Annotated in this window: 17 protein-coding genes; 8 read left to right on the forward strand and 9 right to left on the reverse strand. The window is 32.5% G+C overall.

Going from position 1 to position 20,066, the window contains the following annotated elements:
* Position 1: 1 nt before the first annotated feature.
* Together gmk and B2U95_RS01705 are read right to left on the reverse strand one after the other, a co-directional pair.
* Positions 2–628 carry a guanylate kinase gene (gmk, locus tag B2U95_RS01700; RefSeq protein ID WP_296311873.1) on the reverse strand — a complete coding sequence of 209 codons (627 nt, stop codon included), beginning with the start codon at positions 626–628 and terminating at the stop codon, positions 2–4.
* Positions 618–1,475, reverse strand: coding sequence for a YicC/YloC family endoribonuclease (locus B2U95_RS01705; protein ID WP_296311878.1), 858 nt, complete (start codon positions 1,473–1,475; stop codon positions 618–620). Before B2U95_RS01705 ends, gmk begins: the two co-directional genes overlap by 11 nt.
* Positions 1,476–1,609: 134 nt before the next feature.
* Between B2U95_RS01705 and B2U95_RS01710 the strand changes: the two genes are divergently transcribed.
* A complete protein-coding gene (locus tag B2U95_RS01710; RefSeq protein ID WP_296311881.1) occupies positions 1,610–2,092 on the forward strand; it encodes an acyl-CoA thioesterase in 483 nt (160 codons plus the stop codon).
* Between the two features lie 5 nt (positions 2,093–2,097).
* On the opposite strand, the gene B2U95_RS01715 is transcribed toward B2U95_RS01710, so the two are convergent.
* The 3 genes from B2U95_RS01715 to B2U95_RS01725 are packed head-to-tail and all read right to left on the reverse strand — an operon-like array spanning position 2,098 to position 4,472.
* Positions 2,098–3,231 (reverse strand): peptidogalycan biosysnthesis protein, encoded by a 1,134-nt coding sequence (locus B2U95_RS01715; RefSeq protein WP_296311885.1) that lies wholly within the window; start codon positions 3,229–3,231, stop codon positions 2,098–2,100.
* Position 3,232: 1 nt separating this feature from the next.
* A complete protein-coding gene (locus B2U95_RS01720; RefSeq protein WP_296311887.1) occupies positions 3,233–4,126 on the reverse strand; it encodes a DMT family transporter in 894 nt (297 codons plus the stop codon).
* Entirely contained in the window at positions 4,119–4,472 is a 354-nt protein-coding gene (locus tag B2U95_RS01725) for an arsenate reductase family protein (RefSeq protein ID WP_296311890.1), read from the reverse strand. Before B2U95_RS01725 ends, B2U95_RS01720 begins: the two co-directional genes overlap by 8 nt.
* Positions 4,473–4,587: 115 nt before the next feature.
* Here B2U95_RS01725 and B2U95_RS01730 point away from each other — a divergent pair, with 115 nt between their 5' ends.
* Positions 4,588–5,835, forward strand: coding sequence for a cation:proton antiporter (locus B2U95_RS01730; RefSeq protein WP_296311893.1), 1,248 nt, complete (start codon positions 4,588–4,590; stop codon positions 5,833–5,835).
* Here B2U95_RS01730 and B2U95_RS01735 read toward each other — a convergent pair.
* Complete coding sequence (locus tag B2U95_RS01735) at positions 5,832–6,551, reverse strand: DUF3298 and DUF4163 domain-containing protein (protein WP_296311895.1); 720 nt, start codon at positions 6,549–6,551, stop codon at positions 5,832–5,834. The two genes, B2U95_RS01730 and B2U95_RS01735, sit on opposite strands and share 4 nt — an antisense overlap.
* A gap of 155 nt (positions 6,552–6,706) precedes the next feature.
* On the opposite strand from B2U95_RS01735, the gene B2U95_RS01740 reads away from it, so the two are divergent.
* Positions 6,707–7,846 (forward strand): cystathionine gamma-synthase, encoded by a 1,140-nt coding sequence (locus tag B2U95_RS01740; protein ID WP_296311899.1) that lies wholly within the window; start codon positions 6,707–6,709, stop codon positions 7,844–7,846.
* 19 nt (positions 7,847–7,865) lie between these two features.
* On the opposite strand, the gene B2U95_RS01745 is transcribed toward B2U95_RS01740, so the two are convergent.
* Positions 7,866–8,669, reverse strand: coding sequence for a THC0290_0291 family protein (locus B2U95_RS01745; protein ID WP_296311901.1), 804 nt, complete (start codon positions 8,667–8,669; stop codon positions 7,866–7,868).
* 206 nt (positions 8,670–8,875) lie between these two features.
* On the opposite strand from B2U95_RS01745, the gene gdhA reads away from it, so the two are divergent.
* From gdhA to B2U95_RS01765, 4 genes are all read left to right on the forward strand, one after another.
* The gene (gene gdhA, locus B2U95_RS01750; RefSeq protein WP_296311903.1) at positions 8,876–10,219 is read left to right on the forward strand and encodes an NADP-specific glutamate dehydrogenase; all 1,344 of its coding nucleotides are present in this window, start codon (positions 8,876–8,878) and stop codon (positions 10,217–10,219) included.
* Between the two features lie 123 nt (positions 10,220–10,342).
* A complete protein-coding gene (locus B2U95_RS01755) occupies positions 10,343–12,730 on the forward strand; it encodes an ABC transporter substrate-binding protein (RefSeq protein ID WP_296311905.1) in 2,388 nt (795 codons plus the stop codon).
* Between the two features lie 8 nt (positions 12,731–12,738).
* The gene (gene recO / locus B2U95_RS01760; RefSeq protein ID WP_296311907.1) at positions 12,739–13,458 is read left to right on the forward strand and encodes a DNA repair protein RecO; all 720 of its coding nucleotides are present in this window, start codon (positions 12,739–12,741) and stop codon (positions 13,456–13,458) included.
* 24 nt (positions 13,459–13,482) lie between these two features.
* Positions 13,483–15,918, forward strand: a complete 2,436-nt coding sequence (locus B2U95_RS01765; protein WP_296311912.1) for a TonB-dependent receptor — start codon at positions 13,483–13,485, stop codon at positions 15,916–15,918.
* 61 nt (positions 15,919–15,979) lie between these two features.
* Here B2U95_RS01765 and B2U95_RS01770 read toward each other — a convergent pair whose 3' ends face one another.
* Positions 15,980–18,973, reverse strand: coding sequence for a T9SS type A sorting domain-containing protein (locus B2U95_RS01770; RefSeq protein WP_296311915.1), 2,994 nt, complete (start codon positions 18,971–18,973; stop codon positions 15,980–15,982).
* Between the two features lie 57 nt (positions 18,974–19,030).
* Between B2U95_RS01770 and B2U95_RS01775 the strand changes: the two genes are divergently transcribed.
* Positions 19,031–19,501, forward strand: a complete 471-nt coding sequence (locus tag B2U95_RS01775; protein ID WP_296311922.1) for a regulatory protein RecX — start codon at positions 19,031–19,033, stop codon at positions 19,499–19,501.
* A gap of 54 nt (positions 19,502–19,555) precedes the next feature.
* On the opposite strand, the gene B2U95_RS01780 is transcribed toward B2U95_RS01775, so the two are convergent.
* Positions 19,556–20,047, reverse strand: a complete 492-nt coding sequence (locus B2U95_RS01780; RefSeq protein WP_296311926.1) for a DUF6646 family protein — start codon at positions 20,045–20,047, stop codon at positions 19,556–19,558.
* Positions 20,048–20,066: the final 19 nt, after the last annotated feature.

Raw genomic sequence — 20,066 nt, forward strand, 5'->3', positions numbered from 1 at the left:
TCTATTTAGCTATAAAATCTGAAACTAAAGTATACGCATCTTTTAATGCATCTTCCAAATTAGCGTTAACTACGATAGTATCAAAAAGTGGAGCTGTTGCTAGTTCCGCAGGTGCTTTAGCAACGCGCATACTTATCTTATCCTCACTTTCTTCGCCTCTATCTTTAAGACGCCTCACCAATTCATTTAAATCTGGTGGTTTAACAAAAACAGACAGTGTTTGCTCTGGGAATTTGCGTTTTATACGAAGACCGCCAGAAACATCAATATCAAAAATCACATGTTTCCCTTTTGCCCAAATCTTTTCAACTTCAGTTTTTAAAGTGCCATAGAAGTTATCTCTGTAAACTTCTTCCCATTCTAAAAACGCATCTGCTTTTATGTTATTTTTAAATTCTTCTAGCGATAAATAGTAATAATCTTTACCATGTTGCTCATTTCCGCGCGCAGCTCTCGAAGTAGCTGAAATGGAAAACTCTAAATTGAGTTCTTTTTGTTTAAGTAAATGACGAACAATAGTTGTTTTTCCAGAACCGGAAGGCGCTGAAAACACAATGAGCTTACCTTGTTTTATGTTGTTTTCTTCTGACACTGATACTAATTTTACTGCTAACTGATTAAAGGACATTCAATAATTGTTCCTTAATTTTTTCAAGCTCATCTTTCATCTGCACTACCAATTTTTGCATTGGAGCATGGTTAGATTTAGAACCTATAGTATTAATTTCTCGACCTATTTCTTGAGAAATAAAACCTAGTTTTTTACCATTAGAATCTTCAGAATTTAAAGTTTTAATAAAATAATCTAAGTGATTATCTAACCTTACTTTTTCTTCTGTGATGTCAAATTTCTCGATGTAATAAACCAGCTCTTGTTCAAAGCGGTTTTCGTCTACTTTTTCTTTAATATCAGAGATGCCTTTTTCTAAACGTGCTCTAACTCCATCAATACGATCAGGATCCATAGTAATCACAGCTTCTAGAAGTTGTGTTAACGTTTCAATTCTATTTTCGAAATCTTGTTTCAGGGTCGCACCTTCATCCTTACGGTAAGCTACTATTTTGGTGATAGCCTCATTAATTTCACTATTAATTAAAGACCATTCTTCTTCATCAATATCATCGCGCTCAGTAGTAATTGCGTCTGGCATGCGTACAGCCATTTTTAATAGCTCTATAGCGTCACCATTAACTATATCTTTAAGTTGCTTTATGTACTCATTAACTACAGTTTTATTAATCTTAGAACTAGTGTCCTCACCTGTAATTTCTACAAAGAGTGAAAAATCTACTTTACCTCTGCTAAGATGTTTTGCAATATGTTTTCTAATACCGAGTTCTTTTGCACGATACATTGATGGCATACGAGCGTTAAGATCTAAACTCTTACTGTTAAGTGATTTTAATTCGATAGATATTTTTTTGGTAGGGAGCTGAAGCACAGATTTCCCGTAACCTGTCATAGATTGTATCATTAATATGATGCGATTAAAGTTGCCGCTAAGGTACAAAAATGAATGGTTTTAAAACGTGATTAAATAGTTTGAAAAGTACTTAGTTGAGACCTTAGACTTTTTTAACTTTGCAACCTCTTTTGAAAACAAAAACTATGTATAAAAAACAATTTGAAATTCGTTGGAGTGATGTCGATGCCAATGGCCATTTAGCCAATTCTGCATACACTAATTTTATGAGTCATGCTAGAATGTCTTTTTTTGGTGAACAAGGATTTTCAATGTCCGAAATTAGAACGCATAATGTAGGGCCTGTCGTTTTTTACGAGCACATGTTTTACTTTAAAGAATCTTTTATTGGAGCTCCAATTACAGTAACTATTGAAGTTTCTGGTTTAAGTGAAGATGGTATGCTATTTATGTTTGAACATAATTTTTACAATGTCAAAGGCGAAAATTTAGCGTATTGCGAAATGCAAGGAGGTTGGATAGATTTAAAAGCAAGAAAACTAACAGGTCTGCCAATACCTTTATTAGAATTGGCTAAAAAATTCCCAAAATCTGAAAGTTTTAAAGTACTTATTAAGGAAGATACACGTAAGCATGGAGTAAGGCCAAAACCCATGGTATTAAAGTAAAAGCACTATTTAAAAGGCTGGTGCTGCTTAAAAGACTTAATCTGCACGTTTTTTATAAACGGTTTTAAAATTTGATTAGCCAAATACCTTTTATGTTTACAATAACAGGTTAATGTTTTTGGCTCTGCGCCTAATGTACTTTTTATTTCTGAGGCTGTTCTGCCTAAATTAATCTTATGAGATTTTGTTGCGATACCGAGTCTTACATAGTCATTTAAAATACGCGTATAAATTCCATATTCTTTATTATTAGAATAATCAATACCTATAAAATGAGCATCTAAATTGGTGTCGTTTTGCATGGCTGATAGAAACCCAACCAAGTTGTCATTTAAAAAATAACCTTTTACAATAAACTTTTCTTTGAAGGTGCCTTTAAGGTGAACATAGGTTTCGAGATTTAAGATTTGCGCATTAAAATCCGCATTCTCTATAGTATTTTGGTACAATGCCTGAAGTTCATTTCTATGTGATTTAATATCTTCAACAGAAAATAATTTAATATCTAAAGTTTCACTTTTTGCATCTGCTCTGTTTGCTTTTACACGATATTTAGATTTTAATGCACTCGTGTAATCTCCAAAAGACGTCCATTCGGGCTTCAATGTAATGATCATATTTGGCTCTACTTTCATAGCTGCATAATCATAAGATTTTAATTGATCTGTAATGTAGAGTGACTCATTTTTAAAGTCTTTAACAAAAATAGAGCTTAACTTTTTTGTGGTTTTAGATAGTTTTTTTACAGCTTTAGCAATGGCGTTAAAGGTTTCAATTTTAGGCGCGCCGCCTTTTAAAAATGTACCATATTCTCCACTTAGAAATACGTTACCACAAAATAAAACTCGAATTTTATTATTGCAAAACGTGTTATTTAGAACACGTCTTACCTTACCTGACATTTTAATATTTTTTGTAATGGTTTCTACACCAATGGTTACAATCTGTGTATTGGCAAAGGCAACGGCTTTTTTATTTTTTAAAATAAAAATATAATTAAATTCAATATCTGTATTTGCAATTTCAAATGCTTTTAAAAACTCAGGCGAATAATAAATATTAGTACAACAATTAACATTATCCCAATATTTTTGTGGAATGCTATCTATAGTTTTAAATACGTCTGATTTTAAATGCAAATTAATTCGCTTTTTTTGGTTTTATAGTAACAACGTAGACCCCTAAAAAGATGATAATCATAGCTCCGATTTTTATAGCATCTATAAAATCTGCGCCCATAATAAGCGCAAAAAGTCCGGCAATTACGGGTTGAAGATAAATAAACATGCCTACTGTAGATGCTTTTAATTTGTTTAAAGCGATTGGATTAAATAAATACGTTCCGAAGGTTGCTCCGATAATAACAAATAAAACTGAGAAGGTTGTGTAGGGAGTAAATGTCTCCCATTCTATAGCATTCAGTTCATCGTAACCAAAAGGAATAAGTATTATTAGGCCAAATAGAAACATCCATTTAATAAATGTAAAAGGATGATATTTAGCGGTTAGTTTTTTAATCAATATCACATAAATACTATATGAAATTGCATTTAAAAATATAAATAGATTACCTAACAGGACATTGTCTCCTGGTCGCCCAGATTTACCATAAATTGTTAAAATTAAAGCGCCAACTAAACCTAAAGCAACACCAAGTATTTTTAGTTTAGTTACGTTTTCCTTCAAAATAATTGCAGAAAGAATTAAGATTATAATGGGCACAATAATCATTATAGACGAGGCATGTATTGGAGTTGTGTACTCTAAACCTTTAAAAAATAAAAGCATATTTATAACTACACCAAAAAGAGCAGCGACAAAGAATTTTAAATAGTCTTTTTTATCAATTTTCTGCTTTGGTAAAAAAAGACTTATAATCCAAAACAACAATGTGGCACCAGCTACTCGCAATAAAACAAAGCCAAAAGGTTTAATATAATTTTCATTCATCACAGTTTTTGCAATCGTGTAATTAAGTCCATATAGTAGCTGAACCATAAATAGTGCGAAAATGGCAAAGCCTCTACTATTCATGTATGGCGATTTTTGCAGTTTCAACTGTTTTTTTAGAATTACCTATAAAAACCTGCTTGTTATAAATAATAACAGGTCGTTTTAGAAACGTATAATGTTTTAAAATATAGCTTTTGTAATCGTTTTCAGAAAGTGATTTTTCTTTTAACTTTAATTCTTTATATAATCTTGCGCGTTTGCTGAATAGGTTTTCAAAACTACCGGCTAATGCTTTCATTTCTTCAATTTGAGATTGAGTAATTGGGTCTGTTTTTATATCTTGAATTATAAAATCATCAGTTAAGTTAATCATATTCATAATACGTTTACAAGTGTCACAAGTACTTAGGTAGTAAATCTTTTTCATGATTATTTGAATAATTTCTAAAGTGCAAATTAACTTCATTTAAATCTAAAACAGATTAGATTTAGTAAATAAAGTACAATACAGTATTTTTACCATAACGAATTTATTACACCTTATGGATTATTACTCAATAGCAACAATACTTGTCGTCTTATCGGCCATTTTTGGATACATAAATGTCAGATTTTTAAAACTACCAATTACTATTGGTCTAATGCTAATCACTATTGTGTTTACTTTAGTATTAGTTGTTATCGGTCAGTTTGATGACACGTTACTTTTGAGAGAAAAAGCCTTTGTAGAGCAAATAGATTTTGAAACGGTACTCCTAGATATTATGTTAAGTTTTTTACTTTTTGCAGGTGCTTTACATACCAATTTCGACCAGCTTAAAATACAACGTGGTCCAATTTTAGCTTTTGCAACCTTTGGTGTGCTTACATCAACGTTTCTAGTTGGGATTTTTATGTACTACCTTTTACAATTGGTAGGTTTAGAAGTTTCGTTTATTAACTGTTTACTTTTTGGGGCTTTAATTTCTCCTACGGATCCAATAGCTGTTTTAGGCATATTGAAAAAAGCTGGCGCACCCAAAAAACTAGAAACTAAAATTGTAGGAGAGTCTCTCTTTAATGATGGAGTTGGAGTTGTGGTATTCTTAACCATATTCGCGATTGCTGCGAAACCTAATGTTGCAATTGAGCTATCTGAAATAGCAAAATTATTTGGTCAAGAAGTTTTTGGCGGTATCATTCTGGGAGGTTTACTAGGTTGGGTAACCTACCGACTAATGCGCTCTATAGATAATTATGAAGTCGAAGTTATCTTAACTATTTCTGCTGTAATGGGAGGCACAATGTTAGCACACCAATTACACTTATCTGCTCCTTTAGCTATGGTAACCGCAGGTTTAATTGTAGGAAACGATACGGTTAGAAATTCTGCCATGTCAGAGATTACAGAAACGTATGTAGATAAATTCTGGGAGCTCATAGATGTACTACTAAATACTATTTTATTTATAATGATTGGTATGGAGATGTTAGTACTCACTTTTAAAGAAAACTATATCTATGCAGGTTTATTGGCTATACCTTTAATTTTAATGTGCCGTTATTTATCGCTTTGGTTACCTGTTAAATTCTTTTCTAAACGTTTAGATTTTGTTCCAAAGACCAATTTAATAATGACTTGGGGAGGCTTACGCGGAGGTATATCAATTGCTTTAGCTTTAAGTCTTACAAATGATATGGACCGAGAGTTATTTTTAGTTATTACTTATATAGTTGTAGTTGTCTCTATTGTAGGACAAGGTTTAACTGTAGAGCCAATAATTAAACGATTAACGAGGAATGCAGATTAATTTACTTTTAAATAAGGCTTTGCGTTAGAAAAGGGAATTACAAATTCTGTATAACCTTGGTCGTAAGATGCAATTTCGTAAACATTGTATAAAAGCACCAAACCATCATCTGTAAACCCAATATTTTTAGGTAGTTGAAATGGTTCACCAAAAAAGAAATCTTCGATATTTGATTTATCTGAGTCTTCAGACTTTAAAGATGATTTAAAATGTTTTTCAGCTAGCGTTTTAAATGCCTCAGTGTTCTCAATAATATCTTGTATTGCGAATAGGTTTCCGGTGTTTGGATCAAAATTTAAGAAGCTAATTGTGTCGTTGCCATGCGCTCCACCTTTATCCGTATATATACTAAGTGCAATAGTTACAATTTCGGTAGATATGTAGGTGACTTCAGACTCAATATTTAATGACCAAGATTGTTCTCCTTCAGGGAAATCTTTCTTAAAATTTACAAATTCGGTGTTAAATGTACTTAGCGCTTCGTCTAAAGTTTTGATGTTTTTTGAATCTGAAATAGCTTTAATTATTTCATTCTCAATTGTTGTATTAATGGCATTAGATATATTATTATCTGTAGTCGCTTTAGTCAGAATTACAGTAATTTCAGCATCAAAGGCTTTAGATATTTCATTTGTTTTAAATGTGAGCGGTTTAATTTCTTCATCACATGAAAAAAGAACCACTACAAAGACTATTAAAACTTTAATTTTTTTCAAAACTTAAAGGCATTTTGTTAAACAAAGACTAAAGGTATTATATAGATTTGAATAGAACGAATTATACTTTAAATTCTTGTACTCAAAAAAGACGTCTTTCTATCTATTAAGTTAATTTTAAAAAAAGAGTTTGAGCACGCTAAATATTTTTATTTATGAAATTTAATACTAAAACAATACATGGAGGTCAAAAACACGACCCTGCTTATGGTGCAGTAATGCCACCAATTTATCAAACGTCAACTTATGCGCAAACGACTCCTGGTGATCATAAAGGCTATGCATATTCAAGAACAAGTAACCCTACACGTAGTGCTTTAGAGCATGCTTTTGCAAGTATAGAAAATGGGAATTATGGCTTAGCGTTTGGCTCTGGTTTAGCCGCTATTGATTCTGTTTTGAAATTATTAAAATCAGGTGACGAAGTTGTTTCTACCAATGATTTATATGGCGGTACTTACCGTTTGTTTACAAAGATTTACGAAGAATTTGGTATTAAGTTTCATTTTATAGGTATGGAAAATGTAGAACGTATTGAAGACTATATTAATGAAAACACAAAGTTGATTTGGGTAGAAACACCAACGAATCCAATGATGAATATTATTGATATTAAAACTACGGCTAGTATTGCTAAAAAGCATGACGTATTATTAGCAGTAGACAATACATTTGCAACACCATACTTACAGCAGCCTTTAGATTTAGGCGCAAATATAGTAATGCACTCTGCTACTAAGTATCTAGGAGGGCATAGTGATTTAGTTATGGGCGCGCTTATTGTTAAAGATAAAGCATTAGCGGATCGCTTGTATTTTATACAAAATGCCAGTGGTGCGATATGTGGACCACAAGATGCATTTTTAGCACTTAGAGGTATAAAAACACTACATATACGTATGCAACGCCATTGCGAAAATGGTAAGGCTGTGGCAGAATTTTTAGCCAATCACCCTAAAATAGAAAATGTATATTGGCCAGGATTTGAGAGTCATCCTAATCATAATATTGCAAAGTCTCAAATGAAAGATTTTGGAGGTATGGTATCGTTCACAACTAAAGGGAATGATTATGAAGAAGCAATTAAGATTGTAGAGAACCTTAAGATTTTTACATTGGCGGAATCTTTAGGTGGTGTAGAATCTTTAGCAGGCCATCCAGTTAGTATGACACACGCAAGTATTCCGAAAGAAGAGCGAGAAAAAATAGGAGTTGTAGATTCTTTAATTAGGTTGAGTGTTGGTATAGAAGATGAAGATGATTTAATTGCAGATTTAAGGCAAGCAATCGGATAAAACGGATTGGTAATTTATTTTAATCGAGATAATATATATAACCAAAATTTAGCCAAACATTCCAATCATTATTTTTATTTGATGGTAAATTATGGTCTAGTCCATCTATAAAATCATTGAAATAATATTGCCCTCTAAGCTCAATAAATAAATCTGATAAGACAGAAAGCTTATAGCGCGTTCCTACACTTGCAACAACAGACCATGTGTTTCCTCCTTCAGCATCTATAAACGGATCTCCATTAGCTGCATCACCCCAGAAATTATAAAAATTGTCGTTATTGTTAATGTTTCCGTTACCAAAAGTTGTATTAACAGAAGGATTATAAGACACAAAGTGTGCACCAGCAGCTATAAAAGGTGCAAAAGAATAAACACCGGCAGAAAAAGCTCTAATACTCATTGGGAAATACTCTAATTGCATACCAACATCCCAGTTTTGAGCTTCACCTGTATGAGCCCTAAGCTGATTAGCTTCTTCACTTGTTCTGCTATTATCTACCCATTTTCCTATATGTTCTAGTTCTGTCTTGTTCCAAGAAATTTCACTTCTAAGTTTAAAGTGGTCATTAAAATAAGTATCTGTAGAATAACAATTACAATCTGCACGATATGCAAAGTTTATATAATGTACAATACCAACAGCAATACCCGTATTACCTGCATTAGTACTAAAATTATTTCGGACTCCAAAATCAGATTTAAACGCCACAGATCCAACAAAAGCACCTATTTCGTGAGAAAAACCTAACTGAGAATAGCTGTTCTGGACTGAACAAATTACTAACAAGAAAAGGAAAAGTCCCTTAAAATATTTAATCATATTAATCTGTATTGAAGTGCTTTGCCAACAAATATATAAAAACTCGACAAAACATAAAGTAAAACGGATAAAATGCAGAGTTTATTGTTTTTGGGGATAATGCAATCTCACAAATTATTATTGAGAATATAAAAAAATAAGTTATTATTTTTACAGATAATGTATCTTTACACCCATTAAATCATAAATTCTTAACAATAATTTATATGAAAGATAAAATTGAAGCTTTTTTAGATCTTGTAAAGGATCGCAATGGTCACGAACCAGAGTTTTTACAAGCTGTTCAAGAAGTAGCAGAAGCAGTTATTCCTTATATCGCTAAACACGACATTTATAATGGGAAGAATATTTTATTAAGAATGGCAGAACCCGAACGGTTAATTTCTTTTAGAATTTGTTGGGTAGATGATTCTGGTGAGATACAAGTAAATAGGGGTTATAGAATACAGATGAATTCTGCAATTGGACCATATAAAGGCGGATTGCGTTTTCATCCAACAGTGAACGCAAGTATTTTAAAATTCTTAGCTTTTGAGCAAGTCTTTAAAAATTCACTTACAACATTACCAATGGGTGGTGGTAAAGGTGGTTCTGATTTTGACCCAAAAGGAAAATCAGACAATGAAATTATGCGTTTTTGTCATGCTTTTATGAGTGAATTATTTAGACATATTGGCCCAAATACAGATGTGCCTGCAGGTGACATTGGAGTTGGTGGTAGAGAGATTGGCTATATGTTTGGTATGTATAAAAAACTTTGCAACGAATTTACAGGTGTTTTAACAGGTAAAGGTGCTTCTTGGGGAGGATCATTAATTAGACCAGAAGCTACAGGATACGGAAACGTATACTTTGCGCAGAACATGTTAAAAGCTAAAAATGATTCATTTGAAGGAAAAAAAGTGGTTATTTCTGGATCTGGTAATGTTGCGCAGTATGCAGCAGAAAAGGCGATTGAATTAGGCGCAACTATATTAACATTGTCAGATTCTGGCGGATATATAGTTGATGAAGATGGTATAGATTCAGAAAAGCTCAAATTTGTTATGGACCTCAAAAATATTAGAAGAGGTAGAATTAGCGAATATGTTGAGAAATATCCTAATGCAAAATATGTGGTAGGAGCAAGACCTTGGTCTGTAAAATGTGATATTGCTTTGCCATGTGCAACGCAAAATGAACTAAATGGTGAAGAAGCAAAGCAATTAATTGAAAACGGATGTATGTGTGTATCTGAAGGTGCAAATATGCCTTGTATGCCAGAAGCTATTCACGAGTTTCAAAAAGCTAAAATCCTATTCGCACCAGGAAAAGCCTCTAATGCTGGTGGTGTAGCTACTTCTGGTTTAGAAATGAGTCAAAATTCGTTACGCCTAAGTTGGACAAGAAAAGAAGTAGATGACAGACTTAAAGATATTATGGAAGACATCCATGACTCTTGCGTACAATACGGAAAAGAAGATGATGGATCTATTGATTATATCAAAGGAGCAAATATTGCTGGTTTTGTAAAAGTTGCTGATGCAATGATAGCCCAAGGAGTTATTTAGTAATAGAATAGTTATAAATTTTAAAGTCTCTATAATAATTATAGAGGCTTTTTTTATCACATAATATAGGATTGGTCATATATTATCGTTAGTATTAAATATATTTGAAAAAATTAATTTTTAATGCAAAGAGCTATTATAAAAGTTGTTCTATTAGTACTGCTAGTCTCAACCAAAAGTTATGCTCAAGATTTTTCAGCGCTTTGGGAACCACATTTTTCTTATAATAGGGTAGTTGATGTTGTTGCTGGTGAAAATAAAATTTATGCTGCGGCACAGAATACAGTTTTTCAATTCGATATACTTTCCCGAGAATTAAATACGATTACTACTGTTGAGGGACTTTCTGGTCAGGATATTACAACTATCTATTATAGTGAAATCTATCAATATGTACTTGTTGGTTATGGCAGTGGTTTAATAGAACTATACTCAGAAACAGACGGTTCTGTACTAACGATAGTAGATATAGTAGACAAGACTAATATAACGCCAGAGAATAAACGTATAAATCATTTCTATGAAAATAATGGTTTAGTATATATATCAACAGATTTTGGGGTCTCTGTATATGACTTAGAACGTCTAGAATTTGGCGACACCTATTTTTTGGGTAATGGAGGGTCACAAATAACAGTTAATCAGGTTGCTCTTTTAAATAATGAAATTTATGTGGCTTGTAGTAATAACAATGGGATTAAAAAAGCGGAGCTTACAAACCCTAATTTAATTGATTTTGCGCAATGGGAAACTATTTTAGCAGGTAATTACCGCACCATCAATACATTAAATAGTAAAGTGTATTCGGTAAGGACAAATAACCAGCTTTACGAAATAGATGAGACTAATATAAATATACTATTTAGTTTACCACAATCACCAATAGATGCAAAAACAACAGATTCAAATTTAATATTTACGTTTACAAACGCTACTCGAGTTTATGATACTAATATACAATTAGTCAATACCTTTGAACCAAATACAGAGTTTGATACTAGTTTTACGTCAGCTACAATAGTCAACGATTTGGTTTATATAGGAACAGAAGATTTGGGAGTTCTCGAAATTCAAATAACAGAAAATAATCTTTATACTGAGATTAAACCTAATGGCCCATTATTTAATAGTGTGTTTAGAATCGATGCGGATTCTGAATCTGTTTGGGCGTCCTTTGGTGATTATACAGCGTCAATTAATCCATCTCCATTCAGAAGTCGAGGAGTTAGTTATTTAAATGATGAAGAATGGGGTAATATACCATTTGATAGTGTTTTAGGAGCTCGTAACTTATCTGAGATTTCAGTTAATGTATTTAATCCAAATCAGGTTTTTATTAGTGCTGTACATGATGGTCTGCTAGAAATTAATGACTTTGAACCTACTGTATTATACAACCAAAATAACAGCGGATTAGAATCGTTAATTGTGCCTAGTTCGCCAAATTTTAGCAGTATAAGAGTTACAGATACAGAATTTGATACTAATGGCTTATTGTGGTCTGTAACCAGCAGGGTAGATAGAGCTCTAAAATCCTATGATCCAATAACAGGGAATTGGCAAGGTTATAGTTTTTCTAGTTTAATTGAGAATCCATTATTAGATGACCTTGGTTTTTTTGAAATAGAAATAGATAATAATGGGACTAAATGGATAGGCTCTTATTCTAACGGATTACTAGCATATAATGAGAATATAGCATCTATCCCTTTACGGAATATAAATTCTGAAGCACAAAATGTGCCTCCGTTTGCTAGGTTTGTTGCTTTAGCTTTAGATGATAGAAATCAATTGTGGATTGGAACAACAAGGGGACTACGAGTGTTATTTAATACTGCAGGCTTTTATGATGACCCTAATCCAAGTTTAAACAGAATTATTATTTTGGAAGATGGTATCCCTAAAGAGTTGTTAGAAGGACAATCTATTACAGATATTGAGGTAGACGGTTCAAATAATAAATGGGTTGCCACGTCAGATTCAGGAGCATTTTACTTTTCATCAGATGGGCAGAATACAATTTATCACTTTACAACAGATAACTCTCCATTACCGTCAAATAGAGTTAATGATATCGCAATAGATTCAGATAATGGTATTGTATACATAGCAACTACAAGAGGATTAGTTGCATTTAAAGCTGGAGGTTCAAAACCAGAAGAGACTTTAGAAAATGCTTTTGCTTACCCTAACCCTGTAAGACCAGAGTATAATATTCTTGGATTTAATGATTTAAACGATATTAATAAGGGAGTTAAGATAAGCGGTTTAACAGACCGAGTTAATATTAAAATAACAGATATCGAAGGTAACTTAGTTGCAGAAGCACAGTCTAATATTAATCTAAGATCCTCTAATGCAAATTATAATTTTGCTATAGATGGAGGTACAGCGATATGGAATGGTAAGAATCTTGGAAATGCTGTAGTTAGAACAGGCGTATATTTAGTAATGATTTCAGATTTAGTATCTTTTGAAACTAAAGTCATCAAAGTTCTTATCGTTAGGTAGTAGTAGACATGCACTCAAGAAATAATTGTATTGTTCTTTCAAAGTTAAAGTATAGAGATTATGATCTTATCGTAAAATGCTATACGCAAGAGCGTGGTGTTGTGAGTTATATTCTAAGAGGAGTTTTGAGGTCTAAGAAAAGCCAAGCCAAAACTGTTTATTTTCAGGTATTATCTCAATTACAAATCGAAGAAAGTTATAAGCCAAATTTATCGTTACATTCTATAAAAGATATAAAGCTTAATTATATTTATAAGAGCCTTCACACCAATATCTATAAAAGTGCCATTGTTTTATTTCTATCCGAGATTCTTTCGACCGTTCTTAAGGAGGAAGAAAAAAATTTAGATTTATATAATTATATAGAAACTGCACTCCAGTATTTAGACAATGAAGATAAATTCTCAAATTTTCATTTATTGTTTCTTTTAAAATTGACTCGCTATCTTGGTTTTCAGCCTGAGAGTCAGTTTAATAAATTTGACTATTTTAATTTAGAATCTGGGGTATTTGAAAATGTCGAAAGTGGAATTTATTCCATCTCTGGCGAAAATTTAACACTATTAAAATCTTTGTTAGGCATAAATTTTGACGCCCTTTCTTTAATAAAAATTAGCGCAAAGCAAAGACAAGATTTCTTGAATATGTTATTGCATTATTTTCAATTACATTTGGGGGGGTTTAAAAAGCCGAAATCTTTACAAGTGCTCAATGATGTATTTCATTAAGTCAATTTATAAGAAAAGAATTTTATGTCTACTAATTTGAAAGTAAAGTACTTTATAGTCTTACCTTTTTTTTGTTTTCTTTTTACGTTAATTAGTTCTGCACAAACAATTACGGTATTAGAGGAACTCACAAATGAGCCTATTCCTGGAGTAGTTTTATATAATTTAAAGAAAAATAAATCTGTTGTAACAGATATTAATGGAAAAGCATTGCTAGAAAAGTTTGGTAGTAATGAAACCATTTTCTTTCAAAGTATTTTATACATAAAAACACAAATAAAAAAATCAGAAATAGAACAGAATAATTACATCGTTTATCTTGTCCCTAGTGTAGAAAGTTTAAATCAGATTGTAATATCTGCCTCTAAATTCGAACAAAGTAAGCGCGATATACCTCAAACAATCGTAAGTGTAAGCGCTAAAGAAATAGCGTTTGCAAACCCACAAACAAGTGCAGATTTACTAGAGAATACAGGTAATATTTATATACAAAAGAGTCAGTTAGGTGGAGGTAGTCCAATGATTAGAGGTTTTTCTACTAACAGATTATTAATTACTGTTGATGGTGTAAGAATGAACAATGCCATCTTTAGAGGCGGTAATCTACAAAATGTAATTTCAGTAGATCCATTTACAGTTCAAAATACAGAAGTAACTCTAGGGGCTGGTTCTGTGGTTTACGGAAGTGATGCCATAGGTGGGGTAATGAGTTTTTATACTAAAAAACCGCAATTGTCTTATAAAGATGATTTGTTTCTAAGTGCTAATGTTTTAACAAGATACGCAACTGCTAATACTGAGAAAACAGGTCATTTTGATTTTAACTTAGGTTATAAAAAATGGGCTTTTTTAACAAGCGTAAGCTATACAGACTTTGATGATTTAAGAATGGGAAGTAATGGACCTAGTGATTATCTTAGAAATGAATATGTGGTAAGAGAGAATGGAGAAGACATTATCCGATTAAATCCTAATCCGCAAGTACAAGTGCCAACAGGATATAGCCAAATTAATTTAATGCAAAAAGTAAGATATGAACCGTCAGATAATCTCAATTTTGATATAGGGTTGTATTTTTCTACAACATCTGATTATCCTAGATATGATAGATTAATAAGGCCAAGAGGTGAATCATTACGCTCAGCAGAATGGGAATATGGGCCACAACAGTGGTTTATGGGAAATTTTCAAGTAACCAAAGTTAGTAGTAGTTCTAACTTTTACGATAAGCTGCAAGCAACAGCAGCATACCAGAATTTCCAAGAAAGTAGAAGCGATAGAGATTTTCAATCGGCATTGCGTGAGGTTAGAGCTGAAAATGTAGATGCGATATCATTCAATTTAGATTTAGAAAAGAGTTTAAGTTCTAAAACCACTTTATTTTATGGTCTAGAGTATTTATATAACACTGTAGGTTCTAAAGGACAAGAAGATAATATAGATACAGATACAAGTATTGCTACTGTTACACGCTATCCTAATGGCTCAACATGGCAATCTATAGCAGGTTACGCAAGTCTAAAATACAAACCAAATCCAAAGTTTGTATTTCAATCGGGTTTACGATATAATCAAGTTATTGCAAATGCAGATTTTACAGAAAATAATGTGTTTTTAAATCTTCCGTTTGATGATGCCCAAGTAAATACAGGAGCACTAACTGGTACAGCTGGTATTACATGGTCGCCAAGTGATATGATACAATGGAAACTTAATGCGTCTACAGCTTTTAGAGCACCAAATATAGATGATGTTGGTAAGGTGTTTGATAGTGAGCCTGGCTCTGTAGTTGTTCCTAATAAAGACTTAAAAGCTGAGTATGCTTATGGAGGTGAGTTGGGTTTAAAATTGAATTTTAATGATAAAGTTATTTTTGATTTAGCGACCTATTATACGTTCTTAGATAATGCTTTAATTAGAAGAGATTTTGAACTAAATGGAGAAACTGAAATTATATATGATGGTGAATTAAGTAATATTCAGGCCATACAAAATGCATCACAGGCTTGGATTTATGGTTTTGAAGTTGGTGTAGAGGTTAACTTTACTGAGTATTTAAAGTTGCGTTCTCAATACAATATCATTGGCGGAACAGAAGAAAACGAAGGTATTGAAGTCCCAATTAGACATATTGCACCAAATTTTGGTAGGACTCATTTTATTTGGAAAAAGAAGAAACTTCAATTAGATGCATTCTTAGTATATAATAATGAGTTGTCATTTAATCAATTAGCACCTTCTGAAGTGGGTAAAGATTACATCTATGCTTCTGATGAAGACGGAAATCCTTATGCTCCATCATGGCAAACGCTTAACCTGCGTACACAATACCAATGGACTGATAATTTCAGTATTACAGCAAGCTTAGAAAATATTACAGATCAACGTTACAGACCCTATTCTTCTGGTATTTCTGCTGCAGGTAGAAATTTAATTTTAGCTTTAAAATATACCCTGTAAATATTTGCTTAAAAAAAGCTTCATTTTATAAATTAAGCTTTTTCTATTTTGTGTAGTAAGCCTATTTTTGCTTTACAGCTTTCTTGCTAATTACTTGTCCGTTAGACAATGTAACTCTAGCAATATATGCTGCTTTACTTAGTTTAGATAAGTTATAGACTTCAGTTGAGTTGCTTCCGCTTAAGTTATACACGCGTCTGCCTAACATGTCTAAAATCTTAACATTAGTTATTGTTAAGCTATTTGTTATTTTCACTTCAACATCACCATTAGCTAGCTCAACAAGAGTTAAATCATTTGAGTCAACTTGGTTATCATCAATAGAAAGTATATTGTTGTTAAATACAATTTCAAAGCGGTTATTAAACTCACCAACTTCTGATGTAAAGTTATAATTAGAATCTTTAAGATTATGAATGCTACCTAGCAGATTGTCTTTTAAGTAAATAGTATTAGCGTTATAAAAAGCACCTTCAAATTGTGCGATTGAAACGTTATATATAGTAGGCACCTCTATTACAGCATTAAAGCCAAGCTCAATAACTTCGTTAATATTTAAACCAGAAATTGCTTTACCTTGTATGACAAATTCATCCGTACTATTATCTATAATAGAATAAAGTTTTGCAAAGTTTTCAGAAGACACATTTCGTTTAACGTCATAGAATGAACCGTCATTATTGTCTGTCGCTCCATCGATATGAGCCACAGCAATTTGACTAAACACACCATTGTCTGATGTTAGGTTTAACCATAGTACCTCACGATTAGTCGTTGTAACGTTTGAATTTCTAAAAAACTGATTATTATCACCTGTAACACGCATAGCATTATTAAATGTAACATTTGTGCCTGATAATGCCTCAACAAAGAAACCCTGTCCTGAAGGTACAAAGCCATTAGGTGTTATACCAGATGCACCAGCTGTACTAACTCCACTAGCAGAAATTATAGCATAATCTGCAACAGAAAAATTTTCTTCACCATTACCAGAAGCATTAGCATTTAAAGGTGTTGCTTGGCTCCATAAAAAGAGATGGTCTACTATACCAGCATTAGTAGTAAAAAATATCGCTGCATCTATAGCACTAGGATAAGGATTACCAATAAAATTCCAATCACTATAAGTTCCACCACTTGCATTAGAAATAGCAGGAGTAATAACACCATTATTAAATGGGCCTTCAAATGTAAATTGTTGAGGTGCTGGAAGCATACCAGCAGGCACTGCAGTCGTTGCATAACCCACACCTTCTGTCATCACACCAGAGGCAGCCTGCCACGCGTTACCATCATCATCAATATCATCTTGTCCAGGGGCAAAAGTATTTGTATTATTTACTTCCGCAAAAAGATCTACAAAATTAGCGGCATTAAATACAAATCGTCTACTCACCGGTACGTTTGCAAATGTGTTTTCAATAGTTTCACCGTTAACTGGTGAACTCCAATATGTATATTCAAAATAACTGTTTAGAAGTGATGTTTCTTTTTGAACTGTAATTGTTCCATCAGCAACTGTTGATGCAAAATTGCTAACTTGAACAACTGAACCTCCTGGAAAAACAGTTATATCTCCATTAGCAATAATATCATTTTGTACTTCAATAAAAGTACCATTTTGAATATTTATGAAGTTGCCAGCGTTTACTGTTAAACTACAAGCACTAAAGCTGGTTTGCAAACTACCAACAGAAGTATCAAAGTTACCATCAATAATAACTGTAGTATTAATATTAGGCACACCATTATCCCAGACTAAACCATCCCAAGTTGTGGTGGCAGTACAACTTGTACTTGAGGAGATGCAAATATTGTCAAATGTTGCTGTAGGACCTGCATTTGCATTATGTTTCCAAAGTGCAGAAATAAAATCCAAGCTAGAATTTGTATAGGTGTTATCTATTGCATTACCAATAAGATTACCTGCATTTAAAGATATTGGATTACTAAAAAAGGCACCATCATCTCTAACATATAATTCCCAATTATCTGTTACTGGGTCAAACACAACACGCATACTTAAATAGTCATTATCATATTCAGTAATATCTGCAACTATATTGGTATGGCTAGCATTGCCATCTATTCCATTAGTAAACCTAACCAATCTCACAAAATCAGGTACGGTATTGTTGCCAGGTGTACCTAGTACAACTGCGTAACCATTTCCTTCTAACATATCAGATTCAGTATTACCTAATACAAATGCTATACCATTAGCATTACCATTAAATCCATTCGGGTTTCCTACACTTGATCTCATATTAAACTCCCAAGTAATAGGGTTTGCAAGAGAACTCAATGTTGTATTATAAAATGCAGATACATCCTGGTAAACATAATCGTAACCAGCTACTCCGCCAGTACTAATCGACAATTCATTAGCTACAATAGATACATCGCCACCAACAGAATTCCATTGAGCATCAATTGTTGTTGCAGAAAAATTATCTGAGATTGAACACGTTATAGTTGCTATTGCAGAAATAGAACCATTTACAATGATATCATTGTTTGCCCCACTAGCACCTAGTCTACCATTACCTCCATTCGTATTGGCTGTACCATAAAGTCTATATGTAACTGCAAAAGCATTATTAGTTTGTCCAACATTAAACGTTACTGTTTGAGAATTTGCTGTTATGGGAATAATTTCATCAATATTAGTAGCATATCCATCTAAAGAACTCCTTAAGGCTACAGATGTAAAACCATTATTGTTACGTCGTGTTTTGAATAGCATCGTAGTGACATCAAATTGAAAGCCAGCATTTGGTGTTATTGTAAATTCTAAGTAATCATTATTAGTTACTGCATCTGAAATGGTTGTAGTAGTCCAGTTGGTTGATGCAAAACTATTATTATTCTCTAAAGCATTTAAACCTGCTCCTCTAGATATTGTAGAAGATGTTAGTGCAAAGTTATTAAAATTTGATACTACAGCATCAGCTACACCATTATTACCATTAAATTCAAAGGTTAACAACTGACAATAGCCAAAGTAAAAGGACGCTAATAGTATAAGTAGCGAAATGGAATATTTTTTTTTCATGAAAAAATATTATAGGTATAATTGCCAACTTAATTAATTAGCTATTATTTTTGCTATATGAACGCCGAAAAAACCTATTCTGTCGACGAAGCGCAAAAAAAGCTTGAAAATTATTGCGCATATCAAGAGCGATGCCATAAGGAGGTGCGATTTAAGCTTAGAGAGATGCGAATGATACCGCATGTAATTGATACTATTTTGGTGCATTTAATTCAGCACAATTATCTTAACGAAGAACGCTTTGCTAAAGCTTATGTACGAGGTAAATTTAGGATAAAAAAATGGGGAAAAGTCAGATTAATCAGAGAGTTGAAATTTAGAGATATATCAAAATATAGTATGGATGTTGCGCTAAAGGAAATTGATTTAGAGGACTATTATAATACACTTGATGAACTCGTAAATAAGCGAATAGAACAGGTTACCGAGAAAAATAGATACAAAAAGAAAAAAAAAGTGGCAGATTATCTTTTATATCGCGGTTGGGAATCCCACCTCATTTATGAAAAACTTAATGAATATTTATAAAAAGAGCCTTTTCGCATAGCGAAAAGGCTTTTTTTAATTCTAAAAACTTAGATTCTATAAGTTAAAAGTAGCTCCGAAATTAATGGTAAATTGATTGTGTAATTTTTCTACAGGTGATAAACTACCAGAATCGTAACTTGCTAAAGGTGCATTTAATTCTGTGTAAATACCAAAGCCAGTAGTAAATAAATAACGTGCACCTATATGACCACCAAAATTCTTTAAACCAAAGCTTAAGCCAGGATATAAATCAAAATTTTCGTCTATGGCTAAAACGTTTCCGATATTAGCATTAAAACGTGCTCTTATATCGATGCGATCACTAAAATCTGGATCTAATTTTTCATCGACACCCAAAAGATAAGTAGACGATAATCCTAAAGAGATGTTTTCTCCAATACCATAATCATACGACAAATTTAAGCCTGTACCGTTATTTTGGAAGTTAGCACCTGCTTGAAATTTGCTATCTCCTTTACCTTTAAATGCCTGAGAATTGCCAAATATGAATGCAAATAAAGCTGTTATTAATATGATTTTTTTCATGATTTTTTTAAAAAAATAT

This window comes from Winogradskyella sp. UBA3174 (assembly GCF_002364335.1).
GTDB lineage: Bacteria > Bacteroidota > Bacteroidia > Flavobacteriales > Flavobacteriaceae > Winogradskyella.

What these genes read in the sequence shown, in the direction of transcription:
- B2U95_RS01730 (WP_296311893.1), top strand. Translation starts at nt 4,588, where the DNA reads ATGGATTATTACTCAATAGCAACAATACTTGTCGTCTTATCGGCCATT.
- B2U95_RS01725 (WP_296311890.1), bottom strand. Translation starts at nt 4,472, where the DNA reads ATGAAAAAGATTTACTACCTAAGTACTTGTGACACTTGTAAACGTATT.
- gdhA (WP_296311903.1), top strand. Translation starts at nt 8,876, where the DNA reads ATGAAAGATAAAATTGAAGCTTTTTTAGATCTTGTAAAGGATCGCAAT.
- B2U95_RS01705 (WP_296311878.1), bottom strand. Translation starts at nt 1,475, where the DNA reads ATGATACAATCTATGACAGGTTACGGGAAATCTGTGCTTCAGCTCCCT.
- B2U95_RS01780 (WP_296311926.1), bottom strand. Translation starts at nt 20,047, where the DNA reads ATGAAAAAAATCATATTAATAACAGCTTTATTTGCATTCATATTTGGC.
- B2U95_RS01745 (WP_296311901.1), bottom strand. Translation starts at nt 8,669, where the DNA reads ATGATTAAATATTTTAAGGGACTTTTCCTTTTCTTGTTAGTAATTTGT.
- B2U95_RS01755 (WP_296311905.1), top strand. Translation starts at nt 10,343, where the DNA reads ATGCAAAGAGCTATTATAAAAGTTGTTCTATTAGTACTGCTAGTCTCA.
- B2U95_RS01775 (WP_296311922.1), top strand. Translation starts at nt 19,031, where the DNA reads ATGAACGCCGAAAAAACCTATTCTGTCGACGAAGCGCAAAAAAAGCTT.
- gmk (WP_296311873.1), bottom strand. Translation starts at nt 628, where the DNA reads ATGTCCTTTAATCAGTTAGCAGTAAAATTAGTATCAGTGTCAGAAGAA.
- B2U95_RS01770 (WP_296311915.1), bottom strand. Translation starts at nt 18,973, where the DNA reads ATGAAAAAAAAATATTCCATTTCGCTACTTATACTATTAGCGTCCTTT.
- B2U95_RS01710 (WP_296311881.1), top strand. Translation starts at nt 1,610, where the DNA reads ATGTATAAAAAACAATTTGAAATTCGTTGGAGTGATGTCGATGCCAAT.
- B2U95_RS01720 (WP_296311887.1), bottom strand. Translation starts at nt 4,126, where the DNA reads ATGAATAGTAGAGGCTTTGCCATTTTCGCACTATTTATGGTTCAGCTA.
- recO (WP_296311907.1), top strand. Translation starts at nt 12,739, where the DNA reads ATGCACTCAAGAAATAATTGTATTGTTCTTTCAAAGTTAAAGTATAGA.
- B2U95_RS01765 (WP_296311912.1), top strand. Translation starts at nt 13,483, where the DNA reads ATGTCTACTAATTTGAAAGTAAAGTACTTTATAGTCTTACCTTTTTTT.
- B2U95_RS01740 (WP_296311899.1), top strand. Translation starts at nt 6,707, where the DNA reads ATGAAATTTAATACTAAAACAATACATGGAGGTCAAAAACACGACCCT.